25 protein-coding genes are annotated in these 22,738 nt (G+C 74.8%); 12 read left to right on the top strand and 13 right to left on the bottom strand.

Annotation, left to right across the window (positions count from 1 at the left end; translation table 11 throughout):
• Positions 1 to 2 precede the first annotated feature (2 nt).
• Positions 3 to 728 (top strand): cobalt-precorrin-6A reductase, encoded by a 726-nt coding sequence (locus ACH4PY_RS30535; RefSeq protein WP_398190520.1) that lies wholly within the window; start codon positions 3 to 5, stop codon positions 726 to 728.
• Positions 729 to 779: 51 nt separating this feature from the next.
• On the opposite strand, the gene ACH4PY_RS30530 is transcribed toward ACH4PY_RS30535, so the two are convergent.
• Positions 780 to 1,946 carry an SPFH domain-containing protein gene (locus ACH4PY_RS30530; RefSeq protein ID WP_398190129.1) on the bottom strand — a complete coding sequence of 389 codons (1,167 nt, stop codon included), beginning with the start codon at positions 1,944 to 1,946 and terminating at the stop codon, positions 780 to 782.
• A 27-nt stretch (positions 1,947 to 1,973) separates the two neighbouring features.
• Positions 1,974 to 2,207: a hypothetical protein gene (locus ACH4PY_RS30525; RefSeq protein ID WP_398190517.1), complete on the bottom strand. Its 234-nt coding sequence runs from the start codon at positions 2,205 to 2,207 to the stop codon at positions 1,974 to 1,976.
• Positions 2,208 to 2,362: 155 nt separating this feature from the next.
• Between ACH4PY_RS30525 and nhaA the strand changes: the two genes are divergently transcribed.
• On the top strand, positions 2,363 to 4,270 hold the full coding sequence (gene nhaA / locus ACH4PY_RS30520; protein ID WP_398190125.1) for a Na+/H+ antiporter NhaA: 1,908 nt from the start codon (positions 2,363 to 2,365) through the stop codon (positions 4,268 to 4,270).
• Between the two features lie 27 nt (positions 4,271 to 4,297).
• Here the strand turns inward: nhaA and ACH4PY_RS30515 are convergent, their stop codons facing one another.
• Complete coding sequence (locus tag ACH4PY_RS30515) at positions 4,298 to 4,528, bottom strand: DUF6296 family protein (protein WP_398190122.1); 231 nt, start codon at positions 4,526 to 4,528, stop codon at positions 4,298 to 4,300.
• A 264-nt stretch (positions 4,529 to 4,792) separates the two neighbouring features.
• Here ACH4PY_RS30515 and ACH4PY_RS30510 point away from each other — a divergent pair, with 264 nt between their 5' ends.
• A complete protein-coding gene (locus tag ACH4PY_RS30510; protein ID WP_398190119.1) occupies positions 4,793 to 5,221 on the top strand; it encodes an Asp23/Gls24 family envelope stress response protein in 429 nt (142 codons plus the stop codon).
• Positions 5,222 to 5,296: 75 nt separating this feature from the next.
• Here ACH4PY_RS30510 and ACH4PY_RS30505 read toward each other — a convergent pair whose 3' ends face one another.
• Complete coding sequence (locus ACH4PY_RS30505) at positions 5,297 to 5,911, bottom strand: TetR/AcrR family transcriptional regulator (protein ID WP_398190115.1); 615 nt, start codon at positions 5,909 to 5,911, stop codon at positions 5,297 to 5,299.
• 68 nt (positions 5,912 to 5,979) lie between these two features.
• Here ACH4PY_RS30505 and ACH4PY_RS30500 point away from each other — a divergent pair, with 68 nt between their 5' ends.
• Complete coding sequence (locus tag ACH4PY_RS30500; protein WP_398190112.1) at positions 5,980 to 6,861, top strand: NmrA family NAD(P)-binding protein; 882 nt, start codon at positions 5,980 to 5,982, stop codon at positions 6,859 to 6,861.
• 110 nt (positions 6,862 to 6,971) lie between these two features.
• Positions 6,972 to 7,487, top strand: coding sequence for an FBP domain-containing protein (locus tag ACH4PY_RS30495; protein WP_398190110.1), 516 nt, complete (start codon positions 6,972 to 6,974; stop codon positions 7,485 to 7,487).
• Between the two features lie 73 nt (positions 7,488 to 7,560).
• Here the strand turns inward: ACH4PY_RS30495 and ACH4PY_RS30490 are convergent, their stop codons facing one another.
• Complete coding sequence (locus ACH4PY_RS30490) at positions 7,561 to 8,061, bottom strand: NUDIX domain-containing protein (protein WP_398190107.1); 501 nt, start codon at positions 8,059 to 8,061, stop codon at positions 7,561 to 7,563.
• Positions 8,062 to 8,305: 244 nt separating this feature from the next.
• Between ACH4PY_RS30490 and ACH4PY_RS30485 the strand changes: the two genes are divergently transcribed.
• The 3 genes from ACH4PY_RS30485 to ACH4PY_RS30475 all read left to right on the top strand — a co-directional run bounded on the left by ACH4PY_RS30485 (position 8,306) and on the right by ACH4PY_RS30475 (position 9,834).
• Positions 8,306 to 8,848, top strand: a complete 543-nt coding sequence (locus tag ACH4PY_RS30485) for an MOSC domain-containing protein (protein ID WP_398190105.1) — start codon at positions 8,306 to 8,308, stop codon at positions 8,846 to 8,848.
• A 238-nt stretch (positions 8,849 to 9,086) separates the two neighbouring features.
• Positions 9,087 to 9,323 carry a carbohydrate-binding protein gene (locus ACH4PY_RS30480; protein ID WP_398190101.1) on the top strand — a complete coding sequence of 79 codons (237 nt, stop codon included), beginning with the start codon at positions 9,087 to 9,089 and terminating at the stop codon, positions 9,321 to 9,323.
• Between the two features lie 100 nt (positions 9,324 to 9,423).
• Positions 9,424 to 9,834: a DUF3592 domain-containing protein gene (locus ACH4PY_RS30475; RefSeq protein ID WP_398190097.1), complete on the top strand. Its 411-nt coding sequence runs from the start codon at positions 9,424 to 9,426 to the stop codon at positions 9,832 to 9,834.
• Between the two features lie 18 nt (positions 9,835 to 9,852).
• Here ACH4PY_RS30475 and ACH4PY_RS30470 read toward each other — a convergent pair whose 3' ends face one another.
• From ACH4PY_RS30470 to ACH4PY_RS30460, 3 genes are all read right to left on the bottom strand, one after another.
• On the bottom strand, positions 9,853 to 10,386 hold the full coding sequence (locus tag ACH4PY_RS30470; RefSeq protein WP_398190514.1) for an AAA family ATPase: 534 nt from the start codon (positions 10,384 to 10,386) through the stop codon (positions 9,853 to 9,855).
• 32 nt (positions 10,387 to 10,418) lie between these two features.
• A complete protein-coding gene (locus ACH4PY_RS30465; RefSeq protein WP_398190094.1) occupies positions 10,419 to 10,643 on the bottom strand; it encodes a cold-shock protein in 225 nt (74 codons plus the stop codon).
• A 216-nt stretch (positions 10,644 to 10,859) separates the two neighbouring features.
• Complete coding sequence (locus ACH4PY_RS30460; protein ID WP_398190091.1) at positions 10,860 to 11,837, bottom strand: DUF6817 domain-containing protein; 978 nt, start codon at positions 11,835 to 11,837, stop codon at positions 10,860 to 10,862.
• Between the two features lie 21 nt (positions 11,838 to 11,858).
• On the opposite strand from ACH4PY_RS30460, the gene ACH4PY_RS30455 reads away from it, so the two are divergent.
• Entirely contained in the window at positions 11,859 to 12,467 is a 609-nt protein-coding gene (locus tag ACH4PY_RS30455; RefSeq protein WP_398190087.1) for a CGNR zinc finger domain-containing protein, read from the top strand.
• 91 nt (positions 12,468 to 12,558) lie between these two features.
• Positions 12,559 to 14,637 carry an NAD-dependent DNA ligase LigA gene (gene ligA, locus ACH4PY_RS30450; protein ID WP_398190083.1) on the top strand — a complete coding sequence of 693 codons (2,079 nt, stop codon included), beginning with the start codon at positions 12,559 to 12,561 and terminating at the stop codon, positions 14,635 to 14,637.
• Between the two features lie 10 nt (positions 14,638 to 14,647).
• Here ligA and ACH4PY_RS30445 read toward each other — a convergent pair whose 3' ends face one another.
• Positions 14,648 to 15,556 carry a LysR family transcriptional regulator gene (locus ACH4PY_RS30445; RefSeq protein ID WP_398190080.1) on the bottom strand — a complete coding sequence of 303 codons (909 nt, stop codon included), beginning with the start codon at positions 15,554 to 15,556 and terminating at the stop codon, positions 14,648 to 14,650.
• 118 nt (positions 15,557 to 15,674) lie between these two features.
• Between ACH4PY_RS30445 and ACH4PY_RS30440 the strand changes: the two genes are divergently transcribed.
• The gene (locus tag ACH4PY_RS30440; protein WP_398190077.1) at positions 15,675 to 16,022 is read left to right on the top strand and encodes a nuclear transport factor 2 family protein; all 348 of its coding nucleotides are present in this window, start codon (positions 15,675 to 15,677) and stop codon (positions 16,020 to 16,022) included.
• A gap of 102 nt (positions 16,023 to 16,124) precedes the next feature.
• Positions 16,125 to 16,760, top strand: coding sequence for a hypothetical protein (locus tag ACH4PY_RS30435; RefSeq protein ID WP_398190074.1), 636 nt, complete (start codon positions 16,125 to 16,127; stop codon positions 16,758 to 16,760).
• 94 nt (positions 16,761 to 16,854) lie between these two features.
• On the opposite strand, the gene ACH4PY_RS30430 is transcribed toward ACH4PY_RS30435, so the two are convergent.
• The 4 genes from ACH4PY_RS30430 to ACH4PY_RS30415 all read right to left on the bottom strand — a co-directional run bounded on the left by ACH4PY_RS30430 (position 16,855) and on the right by ACH4PY_RS30415 (position 22,667).
• Positions 16,855 to 17,604 (bottom strand): D-Ala-D-Ala carboxypeptidase family metallohydrolase, encoded by a 750-nt coding sequence (locus tag ACH4PY_RS30430; protein ID WP_398190071.1) that lies wholly within the window; start codon positions 17,602 to 17,604, stop codon positions 16,855 to 16,857.
• Between the two features lie 141 nt (positions 17,605 to 17,745).
• The gene (locus tag ACH4PY_RS30425; protein WP_398190068.1) at positions 17,746 to 21,288 is read right to left on the bottom strand and encodes a ricin-type beta-trefoil lectin domain protein; all 3,543 of its coding nucleotides are present in this window, start codon (positions 21,286 to 21,288) and stop codon (positions 17,746 to 17,748) included.
• Positions 21,289 to 21,512: 224 nt separating this feature from the next.
• On the bottom strand, positions 21,513 to 21,887 hold the full coding sequence (locus tag ACH4PY_RS30420) for a YybH family protein (RefSeq protein ID WP_398190065.1): 375 nt from the start codon (positions 21,885 to 21,887) through the stop codon (positions 21,513 to 21,515).
• Between the two features lie 369 nt (positions 21,888 to 22,256).
• Positions 22,257 to 22,667 carry a hypothetical protein gene (locus ACH4PY_RS30415; protein WP_398190062.1) on the bottom strand — a complete coding sequence of 137 codons (411 nt, stop codon included), beginning with the start codon at positions 22,665 to 22,667 and terminating at the stop codon, positions 22,257 to 22,259.
• Positions 22,668 to 22,738 lie beyond the last annotated feature (71 nt).

The raw sequence follows: 22,738 nt of genomic DNA, 5'->3' as shown, positions 1-22,738 counted from the left end.
TGCTGCGGGTCCTCGTCCTGGGCGGCACAGGGGAAGCCCGGGAGCTGGCCGGACTGCTGGCCGCCGACCCGCGGCTGGAGGTCACCAGCTCGCTCGCCGGGCGCACCCCGCACCCGCACCTGCCCGCCGGGCAGGTCAGGTCCGGCGGCTTCGGCGGCGCCGACGGCCTGGCCCGCTGGCTGCGCGAGCACCGCACCGGCGCCGTCGTCGACGCCACCCACCCGTTCGCCGCCCGGATCAGCGCCCACGCCGCCCGCGCGGCCCGCACCGCGGGCGTACCGCTGCTGGCGCTGCGCAGGCCCGGATGGGCGGCCCGGCCGGGGGACCGGTGGCACTGGGCGGCGGACACCGCCGAGGCCGCGGCGCTGCTGCCCACGCTCGGGCGGCGCCCCTTCCTCACCACCGGCGCCGGTGAGCTGGCCGCCTTCGCCGCACTGCCGCTGCACTTCCTGGCCCGTACGGTCACGACCCCGCCCCCGCCGCTGCCCGCCCGCTGCGACCTGATCACCGCCCGCGGCCCCTTCACCCCCGACGGCGAGCGCGCCCTGCTGCGCGACCACGGCATCGACGTGCTCGTCACCAAGGACAGCGGCGGCCCCGCCGCCAAGCTCACCGCCGCCCGCGAGGCGGGCATCCCCGTCCTGGTCGTCCGCCGCCCGCCCCCGCCTCCCGGAGTCCCGGCCGTCACCACCGCGCGGGCCGCCGCCCGCTGGCTGCGCGCCCGCTGACCCGCCGCCGCCGCGCGGCGGGAGCGGCGGGCGGCGCCGGGTACGCGGGGCTCAGTCGATGTCGACCCGGCCGTTCGCCGCGTCCGGGCCCTTGCCGCGCACCTCGACCTCGGCCGACGGCCGGGCGGTTGGCGAGGCGTCGGAGCGCAGGTTCTTGCGGACCGAGTCCAGGATCGTCAGGCCCTGGCCGACGAGCCCCGCGGCCATCTCGCCGAGGCCGTCGGCCCCGTTGATGACGTTGACGTTGGCGCCCTGCAAGCCGCTCGCGGCCTCCTTGACGATCTGCGGCAGCTGGTCGATGATCATCCGCTCCAGCGCGACCCGGTCGTGCGACGCGGCAGCCTCCGCCTGGATGCGCATCCGCTCGGCGTCGGCGACGGCCAGCACCCGGATGCGCTCGGCCTCCGCCTCCGCGGGTTTGACGATCTCGGCGACCAACTGCTGCTGGCGCAGCTCGGCGGCGCGCAGCGCCAGTTCGGTCTGCGCCGCTATGACCTCCTGCTGGGCGTGCGCCTGCGCGAGCGGCCCGGCCTGCGCCGCCTGCGCTTGGGCGCGGTCGACCTGCGCGTTGAACTCCGCCTGCACCACCGCGGTCTGCCGCGCGTACTCCGCCTGGTTGCGCGCCGCGGCCTGCTGCGCCTCCACGGCGGCCTGCGTCGCCTGGGCCTGGGCGATCTGCGCCTGCCGCTGGATGGCGGCCTTGTGCGGGGCGGCCATCGCCTCGATGTAGCCGGTCCTGCCGTCGTCGATGGACTGGATCTGCAGCGAGTCCACCGTCAGGCCGATCTTGGCCATCTCGGTCTTGGACGTCTCCAGCACCTCGGTGGCGAGCTTCTGCCGCTCGGTGACGATCTCCTCGACCGTCATCGAGCCGATGATGGACCGCAGGTGGCCCGCGAAGATGCGGCCGGTGAGCACCGACATCTGGTCCTGGTCGGACAGGAAGCGCTGCCCGGCGTTGACGATGCTCTCGTGGTCGTTGCCGACCTTGAAGGCGATGACGGCCTTCACCGTCAGCGCGATGCCCTGCCGGGTCACGCAGGTCTCGGAGACCTCCGCCTCGCACATCGCGAGCGTCAGGAAACGGGTCTTGCGGAAGACCGGCAGCACGAACTTGCCGTGCCCGGTGACCACCCGGAAGGGAGCTCCGCCGAGCCCCCGGCGGCCCCCCGAGATCAGCATCGCCTCGTCTGGATCGGGAACGCGATAACCGAACATCCTTGCCTACTCCTTCGTGTGCGCGGCTCAGCCGGCCGGGTCGCCGGACGGGTCGTCCCACGCGATCACGTCGACCTGCCTGGTGCCGCGGGAATCCACCACGAGCACCCGGCTGCCCCGTTCCAGCGGTGCGTCGGACCAGGCGAGAAAGGTCTCGGTACCGCCCCTGACGCGTACCAGCACCTCGCCGGGTCCCGCGGATCCGCGGGTGCCCAGCAGCAGTTCCCCGACACAGCCGATCACGGCCTCGTCCCGCGCCACCACCGGCCGCGCCCCCCTCGTCGTCCTCCGTCGCCGTCCCGCGGTCGTCCACGTGCCCGGCCTGCCCCATCCTCCCACCACGCGCTGCCCGCGGGCCCCTGGTCTGCCGGAATGTGCCAGGGTTGCGCCCATACACGCAACGAGCGGGAGGCTTGATGTTCCGGGGCTTCACCACCCCCCTGACGGGTCGGACGGAACGGGACGAATCGGGGGTCTCGTCACCGTGGGCGTTCATCCGCACCGAGTCGGGCAGCGCCGCGGTGCTGCTCGCCGGGACGCTGGCGGCGCTCGCGTGGGTGAACATCGCACCTGACGGCTACGCGTCCTTCTGGGAGACCCGGCTGTCGGTGCGGCTCGGCTCGCACGGCGTCGACATGGATCTGCGCGAGTGGGTCAACAGCGGCCTGATGACGCTGTTCTTCCTCGTCGTCGGGCTGGAGGCGCGCCGCGAGTTCGACATGGGCGAACTGCGCGACCGCAAACGGATCCCGCTGCCGCTGCTGTGCGGGCTGTGCGGCATGGCCGTCCCGGTGGCGATCTACCTGGGCATCAACGCCGGCAGCTCCTCCGCGCACGGCTGGGGCACCGCGATGTCCACCGACACCGCCTTCGCGCTGGGCATGCTGGCGCTGCTGGGCTCGCGCTTCCCGCGCCGGCTGCACACCTTCATCCTCACCGTGGCCGTCGTCGACGACTTCCTCGCCCTCGCGGTCATCGCCGTCGCCTACAGCGAGAAGGTGTCGTGGACACCGCTGCTGATCGGCGCGGGCGCGCTCGTGGTGGCCGGCTTCGTACGCCGCACCGGCACCCGCCGCGGCGGGGTGTACGCGGTGCTGGGGATCGTGGCCTGGGTGGCGTTCGTGCACTCCGGCGTGGACCCGGTGGTGGTCGGCCTGATCCTGGGCCTGATGTCGTACGCCTACCCGGCGCCGCGGGACGCCCTGGAGCGGGCCAGCGGCCTGTTCCGGTCCTTCCGCGAGCAGCCCACCGCCGAGCTGGAGCGCGAGGCCCGGCAGGGCATCGCACTGGCCCTGTCGCCCAACGACCGCCTGCAGCGCCTCTACCACCCGTGGAGCAGCTACGCGATCGTGCCGCTGTTCGCGCTCGCCAACGCCGGGATCGAGATCAACGGGTCGCTGCTGTCCAGCGCCTTCACCTCGCCGATCACGCTGGGCATCCTGTTCGGCTACGGGCTCGGCAAGCCCGCCGGGATCCTCGGCGCGTCCTTCGTCGCCGACCGGCTCAGCCGCGGCCGGATGAAGCCGCCCGTGGGCTGGGCGGCCGTCGCGGGCGGCGGCACCATCGCCGGCATCGGCTTCACCGTCTCCCTGCTCATCGCGACCCTCGCCTTCGACGGGCGGCAGCTGGAGCAGGCCAAGATCGGCGTGCTCAGCGCGGTCGTCTTCGCGATGCTGGCCACCTCCCTGGTCGCGCTGGTCACCTCGCGGCTGCCCAAGGCCCGGCGGGCGAAGGCGCTGCTGGGCACCGCCGAGTCCGTCGTCGACCTGGCCGAGCCCGTCGACCCCGAGCGCGACCACGTCCGCGGGCCGCTGGACGCGCCGGTGACGGTCGTGGAGTACGGCGACTTCGAGTGCCCGTTCTGCGGGCAGGCCGAGCAGGTGGTGCGTGAGCTGCTGGCCGACTTCGGCGACGTCCGCTACGTCTGGCGGCACCTGCCGCTGCCCGACGTCCACCCGCACGCCCAGCTCGCCGCAGAGGCGGCCGAAGCCGCCGCGCTCCAGGGCGCGTTCTGGGAGATGCGCGACCTGCTGATCACCCACCAGGAGGAGCTGGGCGTCAAGGACCTGCTGCGGCACGCCCAGGACCTGGGCCTGGACGTGGACGCCTTCCGGGAGGCGCTGCGCGGGCGCAAGGGCGCGGCCCGGGTGGAGGTGGACGTCGAGTCCGCCGACCTCAGCGGGGTGGCGGGCACGCCGACCTTCTTCGTCAACGGGCGCCGCCACCACGGGGCGTACGACATCCAGAGTCTGTCCTCGGCCGTCGTCGCGGCCCGGGACCGCGCCGTCCTCATCGACGGGGCCTGGCCCGGGTCGGACCGCTGACGTGCCGAGGTGCTCGCGGGGCGGATCTCAGCGCGGTACGGGGCGGACGGCGAGCGGTGCGTCCAGGGACTGGTGGCCGCCGCTGGCGACCATGCGGACCTCGCCGTCCGCACTGATCTCCGCGCGGACGATACCGGTGTCGTCCGCGTAGATCGGGTAGCCGCCGGCGCCTGACCGGTCGGTGCGGTGCACCAGCACCGCGTCGTCCTCCACCGCCGCGGCCTGGAAGACCAGCTCGTAGGTCTCCGGATAGTCCATGGCTCTACCTCCGGGCATGGGCTTGCCGGTCCCTTCCATGGTCCCTCACCCGCCTGCCGGGCGCGCGCCCGGGGGGCGGAATCCGGCCGCAGCCCGGCGTACCGGGGCGTGCCGCGGTGCGAAGTGGCGCGTCCCGGGTGGCGGTCGCACAGTGGAAGGGAGGGCCGAGGCGCCGGTGCGCGCCCGTAGGCCCGGCCGCCGGGCCCCGCCCGCGGTACGGCTCCGGCGGTCCGCCGCCCGCCCTACCCACGTAAGGGGATATTCATGGCAACCGACAACGACTCCCGGTCCGTCTCCAGCCGCCGCAGCGACGTCGGCGGCAAGACCACCATCGCGGACTCCGTGGTGGCCGTCATCGCCGGTATCGCCGCGCGTGAGGTCGACGGGGTCCACACGATGGGCGGCGGCGCCTCCCGCGCTATGGGCGCCGTACGCGACACGGTGTCGCGCTCCACCGACTTCACCCGCGGCGTCAAGGTCGAGGTCGGCGAGAAGCAGGCCGCGGTGGACCTGGACGTCGTGGTCCTCTACGGCACCGAGATCGACGACGCCGCCAAGCAGATACGCTCGCACGTCGCCAACGCCGTCGAGCGCATGACGGGCCTGGAGGTCGTCGAGATCAACATCGGTGTGCGCGACGTCTACATCCCCGGCGAGGAGTCGGACGAGGAGTCCCAGTCCCGCGTCCAGTGACCTCCCGCACGCCCCTGCCGGGCCCGGCCGCCTTCCGCGCGGCCGGGCCCGCGGCGTGCGCGGGACCGCGGCCGGTCAGCGGGCGGGCAGCGCGGCCGCGAGGGCGGCGCGGATCGGGGCGAGGTCGACGTCGGCGGCGATCGTCGCGGGCTCGGGCCGCTCGGTCGCGAGCTGCTCCATGCCGAACAGGGCCCGCAGGAAGCGCGGGTGGACGGTACGGGCGAGCAGGTCGTCCGCGACCCGGTCGGCGTCCTGGGGCCCGAGCCGGCAGCTCTCACCGAGGAAGCCGGCCAGCCGGGCGTGCGCGGAGCCGATGACCGCCTCGTGGTAGCGGGCGGACGCCTCGGGCAGCCGCTCGGCCTCGGCGATGCCCATCCGGCACATCCGCAAGGTGGGCTCCCACAGCAGCGTCTGGAGGAAGCGCCCGCAGTAGAGCACCGCGGCCTCCGCGGGATCCTCGGCGTAGTCGCCGGGCGTCCCGAGCCGGTCGAGGTACAGCCTGCGCACCAGGTCCACGACGGCGAGGAAGAGCTTGTCCTTGCTCTCGAAGTGCGCGTAGAGCGTGCGCTTGGACGTCTCGGCGCGGGCGGCCAGCTGGTCCATCGAGGTGCGTTCGAAGCCCGTCTCCAGGAAGACGTTCTTGGCCGTGAACAGGATGTGCTCCCGCAGTTCGTCGCCGCGCCTTGCCATGCGCCCTCCAGTGCAGCAAAGTAAACGGTACGGTAGAGTTTACTTAAGTCGAGGTCGAGGAGTCCGACATGATCGTCGTCACCACACCCACCGGAAGTATCGGCCACCAGGCCCTTGAGCACGTCATCCGTGCGGGCGCCCCGGTCCGGGTCATCGCCCGCGACCCCTCCCGGCTGCCCGCCGCCGTCCACGAGCACGCCGAGGTGGTCAAGGGCGCGACCGACGACCCCGCGGCCCTCGCCGAGGCCCTCACCGGCGCCGACACCGTGCTGTGGGTGCTGCCGCCGGACCCGCGGGCGGCGAGCGTCCACGCCCACGTCATGGACTTCACCCGCCCGCTGTGCGACGCGATCGTGGCCCAGGGCGTGCGCCGCGTCGTCGCAGTGTCCAGCCTCGGCCGGACGGTCGCCCGCAACGCCGGGCAGATCTCCGCGGTCTTCGCCATGGACCACCTCGTCGAGAGCACCGGCGTGCACTACCGCTCGCTCGGCATGCCCGGCTTCATGGAGAACACCCTCGGGCAGCTCGGACCGATCAGGAACCAGGGCCTGTTCTTCGGCACCCTGCCCGCCCGCCGCACGTCCCCGGTCGTCGCCACCCGCGACATCGCCGCCGTCGCCGCGGCCCTGCTGCTCGACCCGCAGTGGACGGGTCAGGAGAGCGTCGCGGTGCCCGGCCCCGAGGACCTGTCGCCCGACGACATGGCGCGCGTCATGACCGAGGAACTGGGCCGTCCGGTCGCGTACCGGGAACTGCCCCGCGAGGACTTCGTCGCCGCGATGACCGGGCACGGCATGACCCGCGCCTGGGCCGAGGGCATCGCCGACATGACCGCCGCCGTCGACGCCGGCCTCTACGACGCCGAGTCCTACCCCGACCGGGCCGTCACCACCCCCACCACCTTCCGCCAGTGGTGCCGCGAGGTGCTGCGTCCCGCGCTGGACGCCTGACGCCCGGGGGCCCGCCCGCCGCCCGTACGCCCCCACCAGGGGCGACGGGCGGCGGGGCCGGGCCGAAAACCGTTCGAGGGCGGCCACGGCGGGCAGGTAGCGTCGGCGGTATGGACCCCCTGACCGACGCCGAGCTGCGCGCCTCCTTCGTCAACTGCTCCAAGGGGGAGGCCGGGCGCATCAACCTCCCGCGGGACCTGCCCGCCCTGCCCTGGGCGGACCTGGACTTCGTCGGCTGGCGCGACCCGGGCGCCCCCGACCGCGCGTATCTCGTCGCCCCCGCCACCGCCCCCGGTGGCAAGGCGGTCGGCCTCACCCTGCGGATCGCCCCCGGCGCCCGGCGCAGCCTGATGCGCAGCAGCCTGTGCGGGCTGTGCCTGACCGGCCACTCCGGCGGCGGCGTCGACCTGCTGGCGGCCCCCCTCGCGGGCGCCGCCGGGCGGCAGGGCAACACCGTCGCCCTCTACATGTGCGCCGACCTGCAGTGCTCGCTCTACATCCGCGGGAAGAAGACGTCGGCGCTGGTCCGCCGCATGGAGGAGACCCTCACGCTGGAGGAGCAGATCGGCCGCACCCGGCGCAACCTCGACGCCTTCCTGGCCAAGGTCACCGTCCGGGCGGCGTGAGCGGCGGCTGCTGCAGGCCCGCGCGCTGCCAGGTTCGGGCGGACGCCGGGTCCGGACACCGGTGCGGGACCGGTCACAGGCCGACGGGCACCGGCGCGTCCGGAACGCCGTCCGCGGCGAGCCGCGCGAGCAGCCCGCCCAGGTCGCGGGGGGAGAACAGGTCGGTGCCGCGGTAGCCGCGGATGTCCTCGGGCCGCCACCACCGCGTCCCGGTGACGTTCTCCGCGGCGAGCTGCTCGTCGGTCAGCGCGCCGCGCGGGCCGAAGTGCGGGGTGGGGACGAGAAAGTAGTCGTTCACGACGCCGTCGTAGCCGGGCGCGTGCGCGGGATCCACGACCTCCTGGTGCCAGACGTGCGGCGGCTCGCCCTCCAGCGCGAACCCCACCTCCTCGCGCAGCTCCCGGCGCAGCGCGTCGAGCGCCGTCTCCCCGCGCTCGACGCCCCCGCCCGGCGCGGCCCACACCACCAGCGTCCCGCCCGGCCGGGCGAAGGCGAACCGGCACAGCAGGATCCGCCCGCCCCGCTCGTCGAGCACGAGCGCGCGGACGGCGTGACGCAGGTTCAGCGGCGGCATCCGCACACGATAGCCACCCGGGGAACGGCCCCCGCCGCCGGACCGGCTCCGCGGCCGGACGGCAACCTCCGGGGACGACTGCCCGCACGGCTTCCCGGGGCCGCGCGAACCCGGCCCGGGGACGCCGCGCGCGGCCGTCACCGCAGGACAGACCCCTCCCGCAGGCCGCCGCCCCGGGCCGCTCCGGCATGATGGAGGTGTCGGCCGGCCGCGGAGCCGGTCACCGAGCAGGAGGGGGCCGGAGATGCGCGCGAGCGTCACCGCGGTCAGCGCCAGTGGTGCGTACACGTTCACCAAGCCCAACCGCGGCGGCATCCGACTGATCGCCGGTCTCGGCGTGGAGGGCGACGTGCACTCCGGCGTGACCGTCAAGCACCGCTCGCGCGTCGCCAAGGACCCGACGCAGCCGAACCTGCGCCAGGTCCACCTCATCCACGAGGAGCTGTTCACCGAGGTCGCCGACGCGGGCTTCACCGTCGCCCCCGGCCAGCTCGGCGAGAACATCACCACCAGCGGCCTTGACCTCCTCGGCCTGCCGACCGGCACCCTCCTGCACATCGGCGCCACCGCCGTCCTGGAGGTCACCGGCCTGCGCAACCCCTGCCGCCAGATCGACGACTTCCAGCACGGCCTGCTCAAGCAGGTCGTCGGCCATGACGCCGAGGGCAACGTCGTCCGCCGGGCGGGCGTCATGAGCGTCGTCCGCGAGGGCGGCACCGTCCACCCCGGCGACCCGATCACCGTCCACCTCCCGTCCACCCCGCACCTGCCGCTCGCCCCGGTCTGACCGGCCCGGGGGAGGGAATTTCGACGGCACGGGAGGCCGGAGCAGCCCTGCCGGGCGGAGGTCCTGGGGTACGCAGGGGTGCCGATCCGGCAGCACTTCGACGTGCTGGTGGGTACGGGGAGCAGCACCGTCGACCGGCCCGGCGGAAGGCCGCACCCGAAGGTGCCCGACTACGTCTGCCCGCTCGACCACGGGTACGTCGACGGCACTGGCGGGGCGACGGCTCCGGGATCGACGTGTGGCCGGCACCGCGCGGGACCGTGCCGCCGCCGCGGCCGCCCGCTCGCGGCCACCCCGGCCAGCCACGACACCCACGACCCCGCCGACCGGCGGCGCCACCTGGGCGTCCGGCGTCGCGTACCGGGCCGGCGACCAGGTCGCCTACGGCGGTACCGGCTGCCGCTGCCTTCAGGCCCACACCGCGATGACCGGCTGGGAGCCCCCCAAGGCCCCGGGCCTCTGGCAGCCCGTCTGATCCCGCCTCCCCGTCCGGGGCCGTCGGCCCGGCGCACCCCCGCGGCCCTTCCTGTGAACCGCCTCCGGCCCCTGGCAGGCGGTGCGCCGGGTGCGCCAGGATGGCCGCCATGATCTTCGTCGCGGTCGCCTCGGCCGCCTTCCTGGCGGGCGCCTTCGGTACGGCGCGGGCCGTCCTGCACGGCGCGCGCTGCCTGCGGGCGCGCCGCAGCGGCCTGGAGCTCCAGGCCGACGTGGTCGGCAACGACAGCGGGCCGACCGCGAACGCCGGGCGCTACAGCCTCACCCCCGTCGTCCGCTACCACGTCGAGGGGCGCGCCATCGTGTCCTCCCTCGTCAACGCCTCCGGCAGGCCCGCTCCGACCGGCGGCGCGATGACCGTCGTGGTCGACCCGGCCCGCCCCTACGAGCCGTACGACCGCTACCGCCTCCTCGGCGCCGTGGACGGCGGCTCCGTCCTGCTCCTCCTGCTGGGCGGCGCGCTGCTGGTGTGGTCGCTGGTCCTGCTCTGAGCCCGCGCGGGCAGCGCGCTACCCGGCGACGCGGGCCGTGCCGAGCCCGGCCAGGATCGCCTCGACCGTCTGCCCGGGCGTCAGGTCGGAGGTGTCCAGCCACAGTCCGCGGCGCGGTGTCCGCCGCAGCTCCTCGTCGAGCAGCCCGACCGTCCAGCCGCCGCCGTAGCCGCTCTTGCGCCGCCCGGCCTCGCGTGCCGCGACCGCTTCCGCCGTCGGGGCGAGGACGACCAGGTACAGCGGCCGCGCCGTCACGGCGTCGAGAAAGTGGGCCAGGTGCTCGCCGAGGACGACGTCCTGGACGACCACGGTCCAGCCCTCCCGCGCGTACAGGTCCGCCACCGCCGCGCAGGCCCGGTACCGCAGCAGCAACTGCGCCGTGGCCCCGGGCGTCGGGCACGGCGTGAACTCCTCGCGCCCCGACACGACCATGCGCCGGAAGCCGTCACCGCGCAGATGCACCGACCGCGGGAGCCGCTCGGCCAGCACCTGGGCCACGGTGGACTTCCCCGATGCCATGACCCCGGTGACCAGCACCACCGCGCCCCGCAACTCGCCCACCGCCGTCGCCCCGTGCCCGGCCGTCAGCCGGCCAGGGGCACGATGCTCACCGCGCAGTAGTCGTACCCGTCCTGCTCGCCGCCGGGATCCTCCCAGACCAGCTCGACCCGCTGCCCCGCCGTCAGCGTGCGGAAGCCGTCCATCCGGATGTGCGAGAAGTGCCCGAAGCACCCGCCGGGCGTCTCCGGCGAGTCGAGCACCCCCCAGCCGTCCTCGTCGCTCCACTCCCGGACCGTCGCGATCACCATGACAGCCACCCTACGAGCCCGCCCCTGCACACGGGGTGCAATTTTCGGGCCCCGGCCGCCCGCACCCCAGCCGCCGTACGGCGAACTCCACGACGGCGGCCGCGAGCAGAAGCCGCCACTCCGTCTCGTTCTGGCGCGCGACATCGCCGCCGGGCCTGTCGGGGCCGTCGTCCCGCGCCCGACCGGGAGCCGCCCGCACCTCGCAAACCCCCCGGCTCAGCCCCCCTGCTGCGGGTACGTGCTGACCTCGATCAGGTTGCCGTCCGGGTCGCGCAGGTAGGTGCTGGTGATGGGGCCGAGCGTGCCCGTGCGCGGGACGGGGCCGGTCTCGACGGGGACGCCGCAGGCGGCGAGGTGTTCCAAAACGCGGGCCTGCGGGTGCGCGGTGACCAGGCACAGATCGGCGCTGCCGGGGGTGGGGCGGGCGGCGTGCGGGAGCAGCTCGGCGCCCGCCCGGTGCAGGTTGATCTTGACGGTGCCGAAGGTCAGCGCGCGCCGTCCGTCGCCGAAGGTGACCGGCCGCATGCCGAGGACGCGTTCGTAGAAGGCGACGCTGGCCTCGACGTCGGAGACGGTCAGCACGAGGTGGTCCAGCCCGCCGACCAGCGGCCCGGTCACGGGACCGGCGCCGTAGCGGCCGAGCAGCCGCGTGCAGGCCTGCTGGGCGGGCGCGGACAGCAGGCCGCGGGAGCGGGTGAACAGGTCGGCGAGATCGGGGCCGTAGCGGGCCGCGAGGTCCGCGTTGTGCGCGACCAGGTCGAGTTCGTTCGCGGCGGTGATCTCCATCAGGGCCCGCAGGTCGGCCTCGGCGGGAACGCCCTCGGCGCCGGAGAAGCGGTCCCGGAAGACGACGGGGGAGCCTTGGCCGAGCTGGGGGTAGACCGCGGAGCGGTCGCAGCTCGCGTAGAAGTGGACCAGCTCTTCCGCGCGTTCGCCGACGAGCGCCGCGAGCCGGGTGCGCTCGCCGGTGCCGATCAGCGCCTCGTCGAAGCCGTCCGTCCCGTACGCGGCGTGGCACAGCCCCGCCGTCCGCACGTCCGGGCCGGCGCCCCACTCCTCCAGCAGTCGCTCCACCCGGCCCAGGTGCGCCAGCAGGGTGCCGCCGGGGTGGGGGATGCGGTCGGCGTCCCGCTCGCGCAGGAAGTCCTCGATACGTGCCCGGTCGGGCTGCGGTTCGTTCCGGCTCATCACCATGTCACGAGTTATAGTCGTGACGTGAACGCCGAGGCAAGCGATATGGGCGCGGACGTGCCCGCCGGGGAACTGCGCTTCAACTTCCGCTCCGGCCGCCTGTGCCTGGCGTTCGTCGCCACGGTCGGCGAGCGCTGGCGCGGCCGGTACGAGCGGCTGCGCGAACCGTCCGACCTGGCCCGCTGGTACTGCGAGGCGGGGCTGCTCCAGGAGCCGCCGGACGTCACCCGGTCCGGCCTGGAGTCCGCCCGGGTGCTGCGCGAGGCCGTCCACCGCCTCGCCCGCGCGGTGCTCGCCGGGCAGGCCCCCTCGCCCGCGGACGAGGCCGCCGTCAACGCCGCCGCGGCCGCGCCACCGCTGGTGCCCGTCCTGAGCGGCGGCACCGGGCGGCTGGCCCTGCCGGCCGCGCGCGGGCAGCAGGCGGCCCTCAGCACGGTGGCCCGCGACGCCGTCGACCTCTTCTCCGGCCCCGCCGCCGCCCGCCTGCGCGCGTGCGCGAGCCCGGAGTGCGCCCTGCTGTTCGTCGACACCAGCCGCCCGGGGCGCCGCCGCTGGTGCTCCAGCGAGGCCTGCGGGGGCAAGGACCGCGCCGCCGCGTACCGCCGCAGGCGCGCGGGGATACCAGAGGGCTGAGCCCGCCCGCTGTCGAACCCCGGGCGACGGCCAGGCCCCCCGCGATTGCCGGGCCCCGCGATTGTCAGACCCCCGCGCGAGGATGGCGGGTATGACGACAACTCCCGCCGTTGAGGCGTTGGCCACCCCTGCCCAGTACCGGGACGCGGTCACCCGCGTCCGTGAGGCCGCCCGCGCCTACTACGGCGGAGACGGTGACTTCGCCGCCGAGAGCGTGCTGGACGACGCCACGTACGACGGGTTGCTGCTCGCCCTCGCGGCGTACGAGCAGACCCATCCGGACGAGGCGGCGCCCGACTCCCCGACCACCCAGGTCGCCGCCGGGGCCGCGCCGGTCGGGGACGTCGCCCACGGTGTGCCGATGCTGTCGCTCGACAACGTCTTCTCCGCCGAGCAGCTGACCGCGTGGGGCGAGGGACTGCAGCGCCGCCTGGGCCGCCCGGTCGAGGGCGGCTTCACCGTGGAGCCCAAGCTGGACGGCGCGGCGATCGCCGCCCGCTACCGTGACGGGCGCCTGGTCCAGGTGGTCACCCGCGGCGACGGCCGGTTCGGCGAGGACGTCAGCCATGTCATCGGCACGATCGACGGCCTGCCACAGTCGCTCGGGACGGCGGTCACGGTCGAGGTGCGCGGCGAGGTGCTCTTCACACAGGAGCAGTTCGAACGCGCCAACGAGATCCGTGTCGAGCACGGCGCCACCGTCTTCCGCAACCCGCGCAACGGCACCTCCGGCACGCTGCGCGCCAAGGACCGCCCCTACCGCCTGGCCATGACCTTCTGGGCGTACGGCGCCGTCAACCTCGACGGCGGCACCTTCCTGCCCGACGGCGCCTCGCACAGCGAGGTGCTGGCCCTGGTCTCCGCGGCCGGGGTGCGGACCACCCGCGACAATCCGGCAGGGCTGCGCCGCGTCGGCACGGTCGAGGAGGCGCGGCGGCGGGTCGAGGAGATCCAGGCGATGCGGCCCGGCCTGCCCTTCGGGATCGACGGCGTGGTCGTCAAGGCCGACACCGCCGCCGAGCAGCAGGCCGCCGGTTCCGGCTCGCGCTTCCCGCACTGGGCCGTCGCCTTCAAGCTGCCCGCGGTCGAGCGCACCACGGTGCTGCTGGACGTCGAGTGGAACGTCGGCCGGACGGGCGTCATCGCCCCCCGCGCGCGGCTGCAGCCCGTCGAGATCGACGGCAGCACCGTCGAGTACGCCACGCTGCACAACCCCGCCGACATCCGCCGCCGCGACCTCCACCTCGGCGACACCGTCACCGTGTACAAGGCGGGCGACATCATCCCCCGCGTGCAGGCCGCGGTCGTCCAGTTGCGCCCGGCCGGTGCGGCCGAGGTGCCGCTGCCCGCTGCCTGCCCGAACTGCGGCAGCGACATCGACCGCAGCCAGGAGCGCTGGCGGTGCGTCAAGGGCGCCGCCTGCCGGCTGCCCGCGCTCATCGCCTACGCCGCGCAGCGCGACTGCCTCGACATCGACGGCCTGGGCAGGACGTACGTCACCTGGCTCGTCGACTCCGGCGCCGTCACCGACATCGCCGACCTCTACACCCTCGACCTGGCGACGCTCTGCGAGGCGGCCGGGAGCGACAAGCGGGGCGCCAAGCTCGCCGACCAGATCCTCGCCGCCAAGGCCAAGCCGCTCAGCCGCCAGCTGTGCGCCCTGGGCATCACCAACACCGGGCGCCGCCTGTCCCAGCGCATCGCCGCCCACTTCCGCACCATGGACGCGGTGCGCGCCGCGAGCGCGGAGGCGTTCCAGGACGTGGACGGCATCGGGCCGGAGAAGGCGCCCGGCATCGTGGCGCAGATAGCCGAACTCGCCCCGGTCATCGACAAGATGGCCGCGGCAGGCGCCACCATGAGCGAGCCGGTGTCCGACACCGCGGTCGACGGCCCGCTGACCGCCGAGGACGGCCGCCCGAAGAAGGTCGTCGTCACCGGCAGGATGACCGGCCCGCTCGCCGCCCTCAGCCGCACCGCAGTGAAGGACCTCATAGAACGCGCCGGCGGCAGGGCCGGCGACAGCGTCACCGCCGAGACCGCCTGCCTCGTCGCCGCGCCCGCCGCGAACGGCAGGCTCAGCAGCAAGGCCGCCAAGGCCGGGCAACTCGGCGTCGAGGTCCTCACCCCGGAGGAGTTCGCGGAACTGGTCGCCGACTATCTCCCCTGACCGGGCGCGTTCAGCGCGCGGGCGGCGGTGCCGGAAGGCCGGCGCCGCCGAAGGCCCGGCGGGCGTGCTCGACGGCGGCGCGGACGGCCGGGTCGCCGGTGTCCTTCCAGGCCAGCACGAGCAGCGCGGGCGAGGGGACGTCGGTGAGGGGGCAGGCGCCGAGCCGGTCGCGGTGCCGGGCGGCCATGGATTCGCTGAGGACGGCGACGGCCAGCCCGCGGCAGGCGAGGTCGGCGAGCGCGTCGGCCGCGCTGGCCTGCAGCGCGATCGTGAGCCGCAGGTCCTGGGCGGCGCACGCCCGGTCCAGCACCGCCCGCAGCCCGGTCCCGGCGGGCATGCAGGCGACCGGGTGGGCGCTCAGCTCGCGCAGCGTCACCGCGTCCCGCCCGGCGAGCGGGTGCCCGGACGGGACGGCGGCGACGAGCCGTTCGCCGACCACCGTCAGCGTGGACAGCCCCTCGTGGGCGGCCTGCGCGGTGCCGACGAGCGCCAGATCGACGGTGCGGGCCCGGACCGCCTCCAGCAGCCGGTCCGAGCCGTCCTCCAGCAGCGACATCCGCACGCCGGGATGCGCCCGGTGGAAGGACGCGAGCGCGTCGAAGAGCGGCGCGAGCGTGCATCCGGTGACCATGCCGACCGTGAGCTGTCCCCGCAGCAGGCCGCTGACCTCGCCCACCGACCGCCCGAGCGCGTCGGCGGCGGCCAGTGCGGCACGCGCGTGCTCCAGCGCGGCCCGGCCCGCCGCGGTGAGGGTGACGGCCCGCTGCGAGCGGTCGAACAGCTCGGCGCCCAGCTCGCGTTCGAGCCGCCGGATCTGCGCGCTGACGCCGGACTGGCTGATGTGCAGCCGGTCGGCCGCCCGGGTGAAGTTGCGCTCCTCGGCCACCGCGACGAAGTACTCCAGGTGCCTCAGTTCCATGACCGATGATGCTAGTTGTCAGAAGAACGAGCTGTTGGACTTCTTGATCGCCCGCGACCAGGCTGGAGGTGAGAGCGCGGCCGGCCGGCCGCGTATCGCCGGAAGCCAGGAGGAACCCGTGAGCACGCCCTCTCCGGAAAGCGTCGCCGCCGCCTATTTCGACGCCTGGAAGAGCAACGACATCGAGCGGGTGCGGCCCCTGCTCCACGACGGCGTCGACTTCGTCGGCGCGCTCGGCACCGCGCAGGGCGCCGACGACGTCCTCTCCGGCCTCGGCGGCATGTTCGCGCTGACCCGGCACGTCGAGGTCGTCCGGCGCTGGGCGGACGGCCCCGACGTCATCACCTGGTTCGAGCTGCGGACCGAGACCTCGGGCCCGATGGCCGTCGTCAACTGGAGCCACGTCGAGGAGGGCCGCATCAGCCGGATCAGGGTCACCTTCGACCCGCGGCCGATGCTCGCCTGAATCCGCGTCACCCCCCGGGCGGGAGACGGCGGTGGACCCGGCCCGGTGCCCCGGTCGGACGTGCATCTAAGATGACCACTTCCGGCCGAACGGGGAGGGCTGATGACCGTACGTTTGCGCCGGCAGGGCACGCGGGCCGCGGCGGCGGCCGCAGTGGCAGCCGCGGCCGTGCTCGCCGCGTGCTCGGGCGACGGCGGCCCGGCGGCACTGTCGCAGGCCGGGCTGCACGACAAGGTGCGCTCGGCGGCCAAGGAGTCCACGCACTGCCCGCTGGACTACGACCTGGACAGGGCCGCCTCGGCCGCGCACGTGCCCGGGCCGGCGAGCCCGGTCTCGGCGCATGTCGACCTGCCGGAGGACGCGGACAAGGACGCCGTGCTCAGCACCGCGCACGCCACCGACGTGGAGTGCGACTACCGGCTGGGCACCCAGCCGGTGTCCGTCGAGACCCTCGCCGCCGAGAAGGGCACCGCGGCCGCCCTGCTGGCCCCGCTGATCCAGCGCGACGCGGGACTGTCCTCCACCGAACTGGCGGCCTACCTCGGCGAGGTGACCAAGGCGTCCACCGGCACCCCCGTCGTCACCTCGACCGGCAACGTCGCCCTCGTGCGGCTGCGCGGGGCGGGCGGCGACAGCGTCGCCCTGATGCTCTCGGCCGGCACCGACAGCCACGCGGAGCTGACCGCGAAGCAGGTCGGCGCCCTCGCACGGAATCTGGGCGGCCAGGCGCACTGGTGACGGCGCCGGGACGCCGCACCCCGGCCGGACGGTTCCGGCCCGGTGGCCCGCGGGCGCCCGCCGGGGCCGTGCCCCGGCGGCCGGCCGCGCACCGTCAGACCGTGCCGTTCTCCCACCACCAGGCCCGCCCCAGGTCGGCGCGGCTGTCGACGTGCTGGTGGTCCTCGGTGTACGTCTCCAGACCGGAGAAGCCGCAGGTCTCGGCCTTCTGGTAGACCGTCTTGTTGGCGACGCCCGCCACCCCGAGGTCCGCGGCCGTCCCGTACAGGTGCATGCTGTCGGACGCGCCGCCCACCGAGGCGTTGTGCGCGATGCTGCGGAAGCCGGAGTTGACGGTGACGGGGACGTTGCCGAGCTTCTTGCGCAGGGCTTCGAGCTTGTACATCAGCCGCCGGACGTTCTCCTTGGCCGCGGCCGCGCCGACCTTGCCCCCGTCGAAGGTCCCGCTCACCCGGTCGGTGAACTCGCCGAAGTCGAAGTGCGCCGTCGAACCGTCCGACTGCTGGAGCGCGTCGAGCTGCGCCTGGGTGGCGGGACCGGCGACGGCGTCGGAGGCCAGACCGTACGCGGACTGGAACAGGCGGACCGCCGTCGCCGTCCCGGGCCCGAAGTCCCCGTCGACCGCGACCCGGGTGTGCGCGGGGCCGGACGTGGCCCAGCCCGCGACCCGGATCTGCAGCTCGGTGACGTCCGCGCCGGTCATGCCCTGCTGGAGGGTGCGCGACCAGGAGTACGCGGAGGCCGACCGGGACAGCAGGACCGGGCCGAGTACGGCGCCCGTACCGGCGGCCAGCGTGCCGCGCAGCAGGGTGCGGCGGTCGAAGGGGAAGGAGGAGGGGGCCATCGTTGTCCTCTCGCTGGCCGGCCGGGGCGTGCCGCCCCGCGGGCGTGGGCGGTCCAAGGATGCCGCTGGTGCCTGAGGTGCTCAAGGGGCAGGCGGGCGAACATCTGCCGGGCGGCGGGCGAACTCCGCCCGGCAGGAGCGTCACCGCAGCCGGAAGACCTGGGCCGCGGTGCCGTTGCAGTCGTACAGCTGGAGCGCGTCCCCCTGCCGCGCCAGCCCGCCGCTGTCGTCCAGGCAGCGCCCGGAGGGCGAGTTGAACAGGGTGCCGTCCGAACGGCTCGTCCAGGCCTGCGCGCCCGTGCCGTTGCAGTCCCACAGCTGGACGCGGGTCCCGTTCGCCGTGCCGCCGCCCACCGCGTCCAGGCACTTGCCCAGCGCGTGCAGCGTGCGGTCCCCGGGCGCCGACCAGCGCTGCGCGTCGGTGGAGTTGCAGCCCCACAGCTGCACGGGTGTCGTCGAGGCGGGGTCGGCGTTCGCCACGTCCGCGCACAGCCCGCCGGGACCGGTGAGCGGCCCCGGCGGCAGCTTCCAGACCTGCGCGCCCGTCCCGTTGCAGTCGTAGAGCTGGAGCTGGACGGCGCCGGGCGTGGTGTTGCTGTCGGGCACGTCGAGGCAGCGCCCGGACGCCGGGTTGAGCAGGCTCCCGTCGGTGCGGTGGGTCCACAGCTGCGCCGCCGAGCCGGTGCAGGACGCGAGCGCGACGGGCGTGCGGTTCGCCGTGCCGCCGCCGGAGGCCGTGACGCAACTGCCGAGCGTGCGCAGGGTGTTGTCGGAGGCGAGGGTGAACTGCTGGCCCGCGGTGTGGTTGCAGCCCCACAGCTGGAGCGCCGTGCCGTCCGCCGCCGAACCGCCGCGCGCGTCCAGGCAGTCGGCCCCCGCCCCGACGACCTCCCCGGCGGCCGGGTTCGCCGTCGCGCTGCCCTCCAGCGCCACGGTGTGCGCGGTGCCCACCGGCAGCGCGGCCGTGGTCACCGTGACGGTGCGGCGCTGCGGATTCCACGACCAGTCCGTCTCCGGCACCTGTGTGCCGTCCACCCGCACGGCGGTCGGCGCCGCCGAGTTCGACAGCCGCAGCGTGTACGCCCGGGAGGCCGGGGCGCCGGGCCAACTGCCGCTCTGCGCCCCGACGGTGAGGGTCCGCGCGGCGTCGTTCCAGGACAGCGGCGTCGTCGCCGACTGCCCTGCCGTGTACCCGGTGCCCTCACCCGCGTCGGTGTACACCGAGGACGAACCGTCCGCGCCCGCGGCCACGTTGACCGTCAGCGCGGTCAGCGGCGCCTGCGCGCTGCCCGCGTAGTCGGTGCGCGTCGTCAGCATGCCGCCGCCCCGGACCAGCACCGGGAACTGCCCGAGCGGGGCGGTCATCGTCACCGTCGCCGGGCCGGTGTACGTGCGCCCGGTGAAGTAGTCGGTCCAGCCGCCCGGCGGGACCCACACCGACACCGAGCCGTTGCCCGAGCCGTCGTTCGGCGTGGTGATCGGCGCCACCAGCACGTCGTCGCCGTACAGGTACTCGCCCTGGGCCCGGTAGGCGTCCTCCTGCGCCGGGTAGTCGAGGTACATCGGGCGGACGATCGGCACGCCCGTGGTGCTCGCCTGGCGGGCGAGTGTGTAGGTGTACGGCACCAGTGCCTCGCGCAGCCGCAGCGCCTGCGCGGCGGCGGTCGCGGCCGCCCCCGTGTAGTTCCACGGCAGCCGGTCGCCGTGGTCGGAGTGCAGCCGGTCGACGGGCTGGAAGGCGCCGAACTGCAGCCAGCGCACGTACAGGTCGTCGGCCAGGTGCCCGCCGTGGAAGCTGCCGATGTCGTGGCTGACGTTCGACAGCCCGGCGGCCGCCTCGTCGGCGGTGAAGCGCACCTCGAAGCCCAGCATGTCCCACGTCGCCGGGGTGTCCCCGGTGAACTGCATGCTGGTGCGCCGCTCCGACCACGGCCCCAGTGCGTAGCTGCTGTCGTCGCCGCCCTGCTCGGATCCGCCGATCCGGGCGAAGGAGAAGCCGCGCAGCCCCCTGGCGGCCGCGTCGTCGGCGTACGCCTGGTTGATCAGGTTGTCCGGCGCGACGTGCGGGTCGCTCGCCGTCGAACCCCCGCACCCGCCGCAGTAGTCCAGCCACCACTCCCGCACGCCCTGCTGCTCGAACGGCTGGTGCAGGCCCAGGTAGGCGCCGAGCTGGGCGCTGCTGGACCAGTCGAAGCGGTAGGTGTTCCCGCTGTCCACGGTCAGGCCGCCCGCCGCGCTGTTGGCGGCGGCGAAGCGCGGGTCGTCGCCGTTGATGCTCGGGTGGATGTTCATCGCGACCGACAGGCCCTGCTGCTTCGTCCAGTCCAGGAAGCCCTGCGGATCGGGGAAGAGCGCGGAGTTCCAGTTCCAGCCGTTCCACTGACTCGGCGACTTCCAGTCGGTGTCCACCACCAGCCAGTCGAGCGGCACGTCGTTCGTCCGGAAGGCGGGCAGCAGCGTGTTCTCGTAGTCCGCCGTGGTGTAGGCGTAGTAGCGCGAGTACCAGACCCCGTACGCCGAGCGCGGCAGCAGCGCGGTGCCGCCGGTCAGGGCGTTGAGGTCGGACAGGCCCTGCTTGTAGTCCTGGCCGTAGCCGAGGAAGTAGCCGTCCTGGTAGGGCGACGTCCCGTGCGAGGGGCGGTCGGTGACGGTGTGCGCGGAGCCGAGGAGGGCGCTGCGGCTGTCGTCGAGCAGGTACCAGCCGCTCCGGTCGAGGATCCCGGGGTGCTCGGGTACGGGCAGGGTGCGCGGGTTGTCCAGCGTCCGCGACCAGCCGCCGAGCGTGTCCGCGGGCCCGGCGCCGTAACCGGTGGTGACCAGGCCGGTCTGCGCGGCGGGATAGGCCGTGGTGGTGAGCGGGGTGACGGCGAGGCTGTCGATGTTGACCCGGCCGGTGTCCCCGGCGTTCTGCACCAGCGCCAGCGCGTTCGTGCCCGCGGCCAGGTGCACGGTGACCGACGCCGTGGACCAGTCGTTCCACGAGGCCGTCGCGGGCAGGCTCAGTGCGGGCCCCGCGGCGCCGCCGACCCGGGTGGACAGCGTGCCGGTGCCGCCCGCCGCGTTGGAGTAGCGGACCTGCAACCGGTAGTCCCCGGCCGCCGGGACCTGCGAGACGTCCTGCGCGATCCCGCTGCCCGCGGCCTCGTAACCGGCCACGAAGGCGCTGCCGGTGTAGCCGGTGTGGTCGTACGCCGTCGCGGCCCGCCCGCTGAACAGCGCGTCCTCCCCCTCGCAGGCGGTCCCGAAGGCGCAGTAGGACGGGAAGGCGGGCTTGGCCTGCACGCCCGTCCCGGCCAGCGTGACCGTGGTGTTGGCCGCGGTGAAGGGCCCGCTGCCCTCCTTCCAGCGCAGCGTCAGCGCACTGGTCCTGATCTCCCGGTAGCCGTCGGAGCTCACATCGGTGGTGTACGCGGGCGGGCTGAAGGAGCGGTTGACCGCGTTGAAGGTGGCGCCGTCCTGGAAGGCCCCGTCACCTGCGTACTCCAGCCGTACCAGCGTCGGCGTCAGCACCTCGAAGCGCGCGTTGCCGTCCACGACGGCACCTGACGCCGCGTGCGCCGCGGTCGCCCCGCCGACGACGGCGACCAGCATCGAGGCCAGCAGCGCCAGGCAGGCGGCGACGAGCGGCCCCGCCCGGTGGGCGTACGGGTGCGGGCGCGGTGCTCGCGAGGGACGAGGACGCACGGGAACCTCCCGGGAGGGTTGTTGCCGACATCGTTGTCAGAAACATGTCGGGCAGGCGCGGGGAAAGCCGGTCGGGGGCAGGGGGCCGCCGTCCGGTCCGGAAGTCGCGCGGGTGCCACGGGCGGCCGGCCGGTGGTCCGAGTTTCCGGGTGCGGCGCGGACATGTCAATGATGCGGACGGGCCTCGGCTTCTTCGCCGCCGGGCCCTGCCGGACCGGCGCGCGTCACGGACTCAGGTGCTCGTGCAGCATCCGCCACTCCCCGTCGCGCCGCACGACGACGTTCGTGCCCCGCCCGGCCCCGGACCGGGGCCGCCCGCCGACGGTCCCGGTCCAGGAGAAGCGGTAGCGGCAGACCGCGTGCGCGCGCCCGAGGACGACCCACTCGACGTCGCCGATCTTGTACGTCTCCTCGCCGATGGCGGCGAACGTCCGCGCGATCGCCGCGGCGATCTCGGCGCGGCCCCGGTGGGAGCCGTCCGAGAACCAGTAGACCGCGTCCTCCGCGATCAGCGGCATGACCCGGTCGAGGTCATGGCTGTTGGCGGCCTGCTCGTAGCGCCGCAGGAAGGCGGTGAGCTCGGCGGCGGCGTCGGTCACGGGCGGCGCACCGGACCGAGCCGCGCGACCCCGGTCCCGGTCCGCCCGGCGGCGCCGGGCCGGGTCGCGGCGTCCTCACGTGTGTCGGGCACGCCGCCCATCATCGGGGAGCCGCCCGCGCGATGTCATCCGGTGTGCGAGGACGGCTCCGCGCCGGAGCCCGGGCGCCCGGTGCGCAGGCGGCCTACGCCATCGGCTCCCGCCGCGTGGACGGGCGGTATCAGGTGACGCGCTGTCGCCCTCCGGTCACGCTCGGGGCGCCTAGGCTCGGACCTGTCCCGGCGCCGCCCGCGACGTGTACGGGTGCGGCGTCCGGGACGGTCACGGTTTCAGCGGGGTCGGCGCGGTCGGCGGTGGACGTCATCGGGGTCACGGGGAGTACAGCGGGGCGGGCGCGGCGCGCCGGGGCGGCCGTGCGCGCACATACGCGTCGAGCACGGCCTGGTGGCGTGCGGCCAGGCCCTGCGCGAGACGCTCGGCGTCCTGCGCCGACCCGGCGTTGCGCAGCAGCCTTCGCAGGTCACGCGCGGGCTGGCTGCGGGCCCGCCACCAGAACCAGTGGCGTACGACCGCCCCCGCCGCGGTGAGCAGGATGTGCGCGGCCGCGAGCACGGCGGCTACGGGGACGGCGGTCCCGTGCGCGAGCGCCGCCACCGGCAGGGCCACCGCCGGTGCGTGCGCGGCGAGGCGGTGCCCGAGCCCGCCGGGGCCCGGCCAGGGGCGGTACGGGTCCGGGCCCGCGGGGTGCCGGGGGCCGTCGGGGATGCCCGGTCCTTTCATGGTTCCTCCGTCGCTGTCGTGGAGCGGTTCGGAGGTCCGGGTCGCGGCGGTCGGGGTTTTCCCATGGACGG

Origin of the sequence: Streptomyces sp. NPDC021224 (genome assembly GCF_044332905.1) — a bacterium.
Lineage (GTDB): Bacteria > Actinomycetota > Actinomycetes > Streptomycetales > Streptomycetaceae > Actinacidiphila.
This window is presented reverse-complemented; position numbering and strand designations above follow the sequence as displayed.

Bases quoted from the DNA above. Each gene is read 5' to 3' on its own strand.
- ACH4PY_RS30475 (WP_398190097.1), top strand. From the start codon at position 9,424: ATGGCCGCCATGATCTTCGTCGCGGTCGCCTCGGCCGCCTTCCTGGCG.
- ACH4PY_RS30530 (WP_398190129.1), bottom strand. From the start codon at position 1,946: ATGTTCGGTTATCGCGTTCCCGATCCAGACGAGGCGATGCTGATCTCG.
- ligA (WP_398190083.1), top strand. From the start codon at position 12,559: ATGACGACAACTCCCGCCGTTGAGGCGTTGGCCACCCCTGCCCAGTAC.
- ACH4PY_RS30430 (WP_398190071.1), bottom strand. From the start codon at position 17,604: ATGGCCCCCTCCTCCTTCCCCTTCGACCGCCGCACCCTGCTGCGCGGC.
- ACH4PY_RS30485 (WP_398190105.1), top strand. From the start codon at position 8,306: ATGCGCGCGAGCGTCACCGCGGTCAGCGCCAGTGGTGCGTACACGTTC.
- ACH4PY_RS30495 (WP_398190110.1), top strand. From the start codon at position 6,972: ATGGACCCCCTGACCGACGCCGAGCTGCGCGCCTCCTTCGTCAACTGC.
- ACH4PY_RS30515 (WP_398190122.1), bottom strand. From the start codon at position 4,528: ATGGACTATCCGGAGACCTACGAGCTGGTCTTCCAGGCCGCGGCGGTG.
- nhaA (WP_398190125.1), top strand. From the start codon at position 2,363: ATGTTCCGGGGCTTCACCACCCCCCTGACGGGTCGGACGGAACGGGAC.
- ACH4PY_RS30505 (WP_398190115.1), bottom strand. From the start codon at position 5,911: ATGGCAAGGCGCGGCGACGAACTGCGGGAGCACATCCTGTTCACGGCC.
- ACH4PY_RS30415 (WP_398190062.1), bottom strand. From the start codon at position 22,667: ATGAAAGGACCGGGCATCCCCGACGGCCCCCGGCACCCCGCGGGCCCG.
- ACH4PY_RS30445 (WP_398190080.1), bottom strand. From the start codon at position 15,556: ATGGAACTGAGGCACCTGGAGTACTTCGTCGCGGTGGCCGAGGAGCGC.
- ACH4PY_RS30510 (WP_398190119.1), top strand. From the start codon at position 4,793: ATGGCAACCGACAACGACTCCCGGTCCGTCTCCAGCCGCCGCAGCGAC.
- ACH4PY_RS30465 (WP_398190094.1), bottom strand. From the start codon at position 10,643: ATGGTGATCGCGACGGTCCGGGAGTGGAGCGACGAGGACGGCTGGGGG.
- ACH4PY_RS30490 (WP_398190107.1), bottom strand. From the start codon at position 8,061: ATGCCGCCGCTGAACCTGCGTCACGCCGTCCGCGCGCTCGTGCTCGAC.
- ACH4PY_RS30500 (WP_398190112.1), top strand. From the start codon at position 5,980: ATGATCGTCGTCACCACACCCACCGGAAGTATCGGCCACCAGGCCCTT.
- ACH4PY_RS30435 (WP_398190074.1), top strand. From the start codon at position 16,125: ATGACCGTACGTTTGCGCCGGCAGGGCACGCGGGCCGCGGCGGCGGCC.
- ACH4PY_RS30460 (WP_398190091.1), bottom strand. From the start codon at position 11,837: ATGGTGATGAGCCGGAACGAACCGCAGCCCGACCGGGCACGTATCGAG.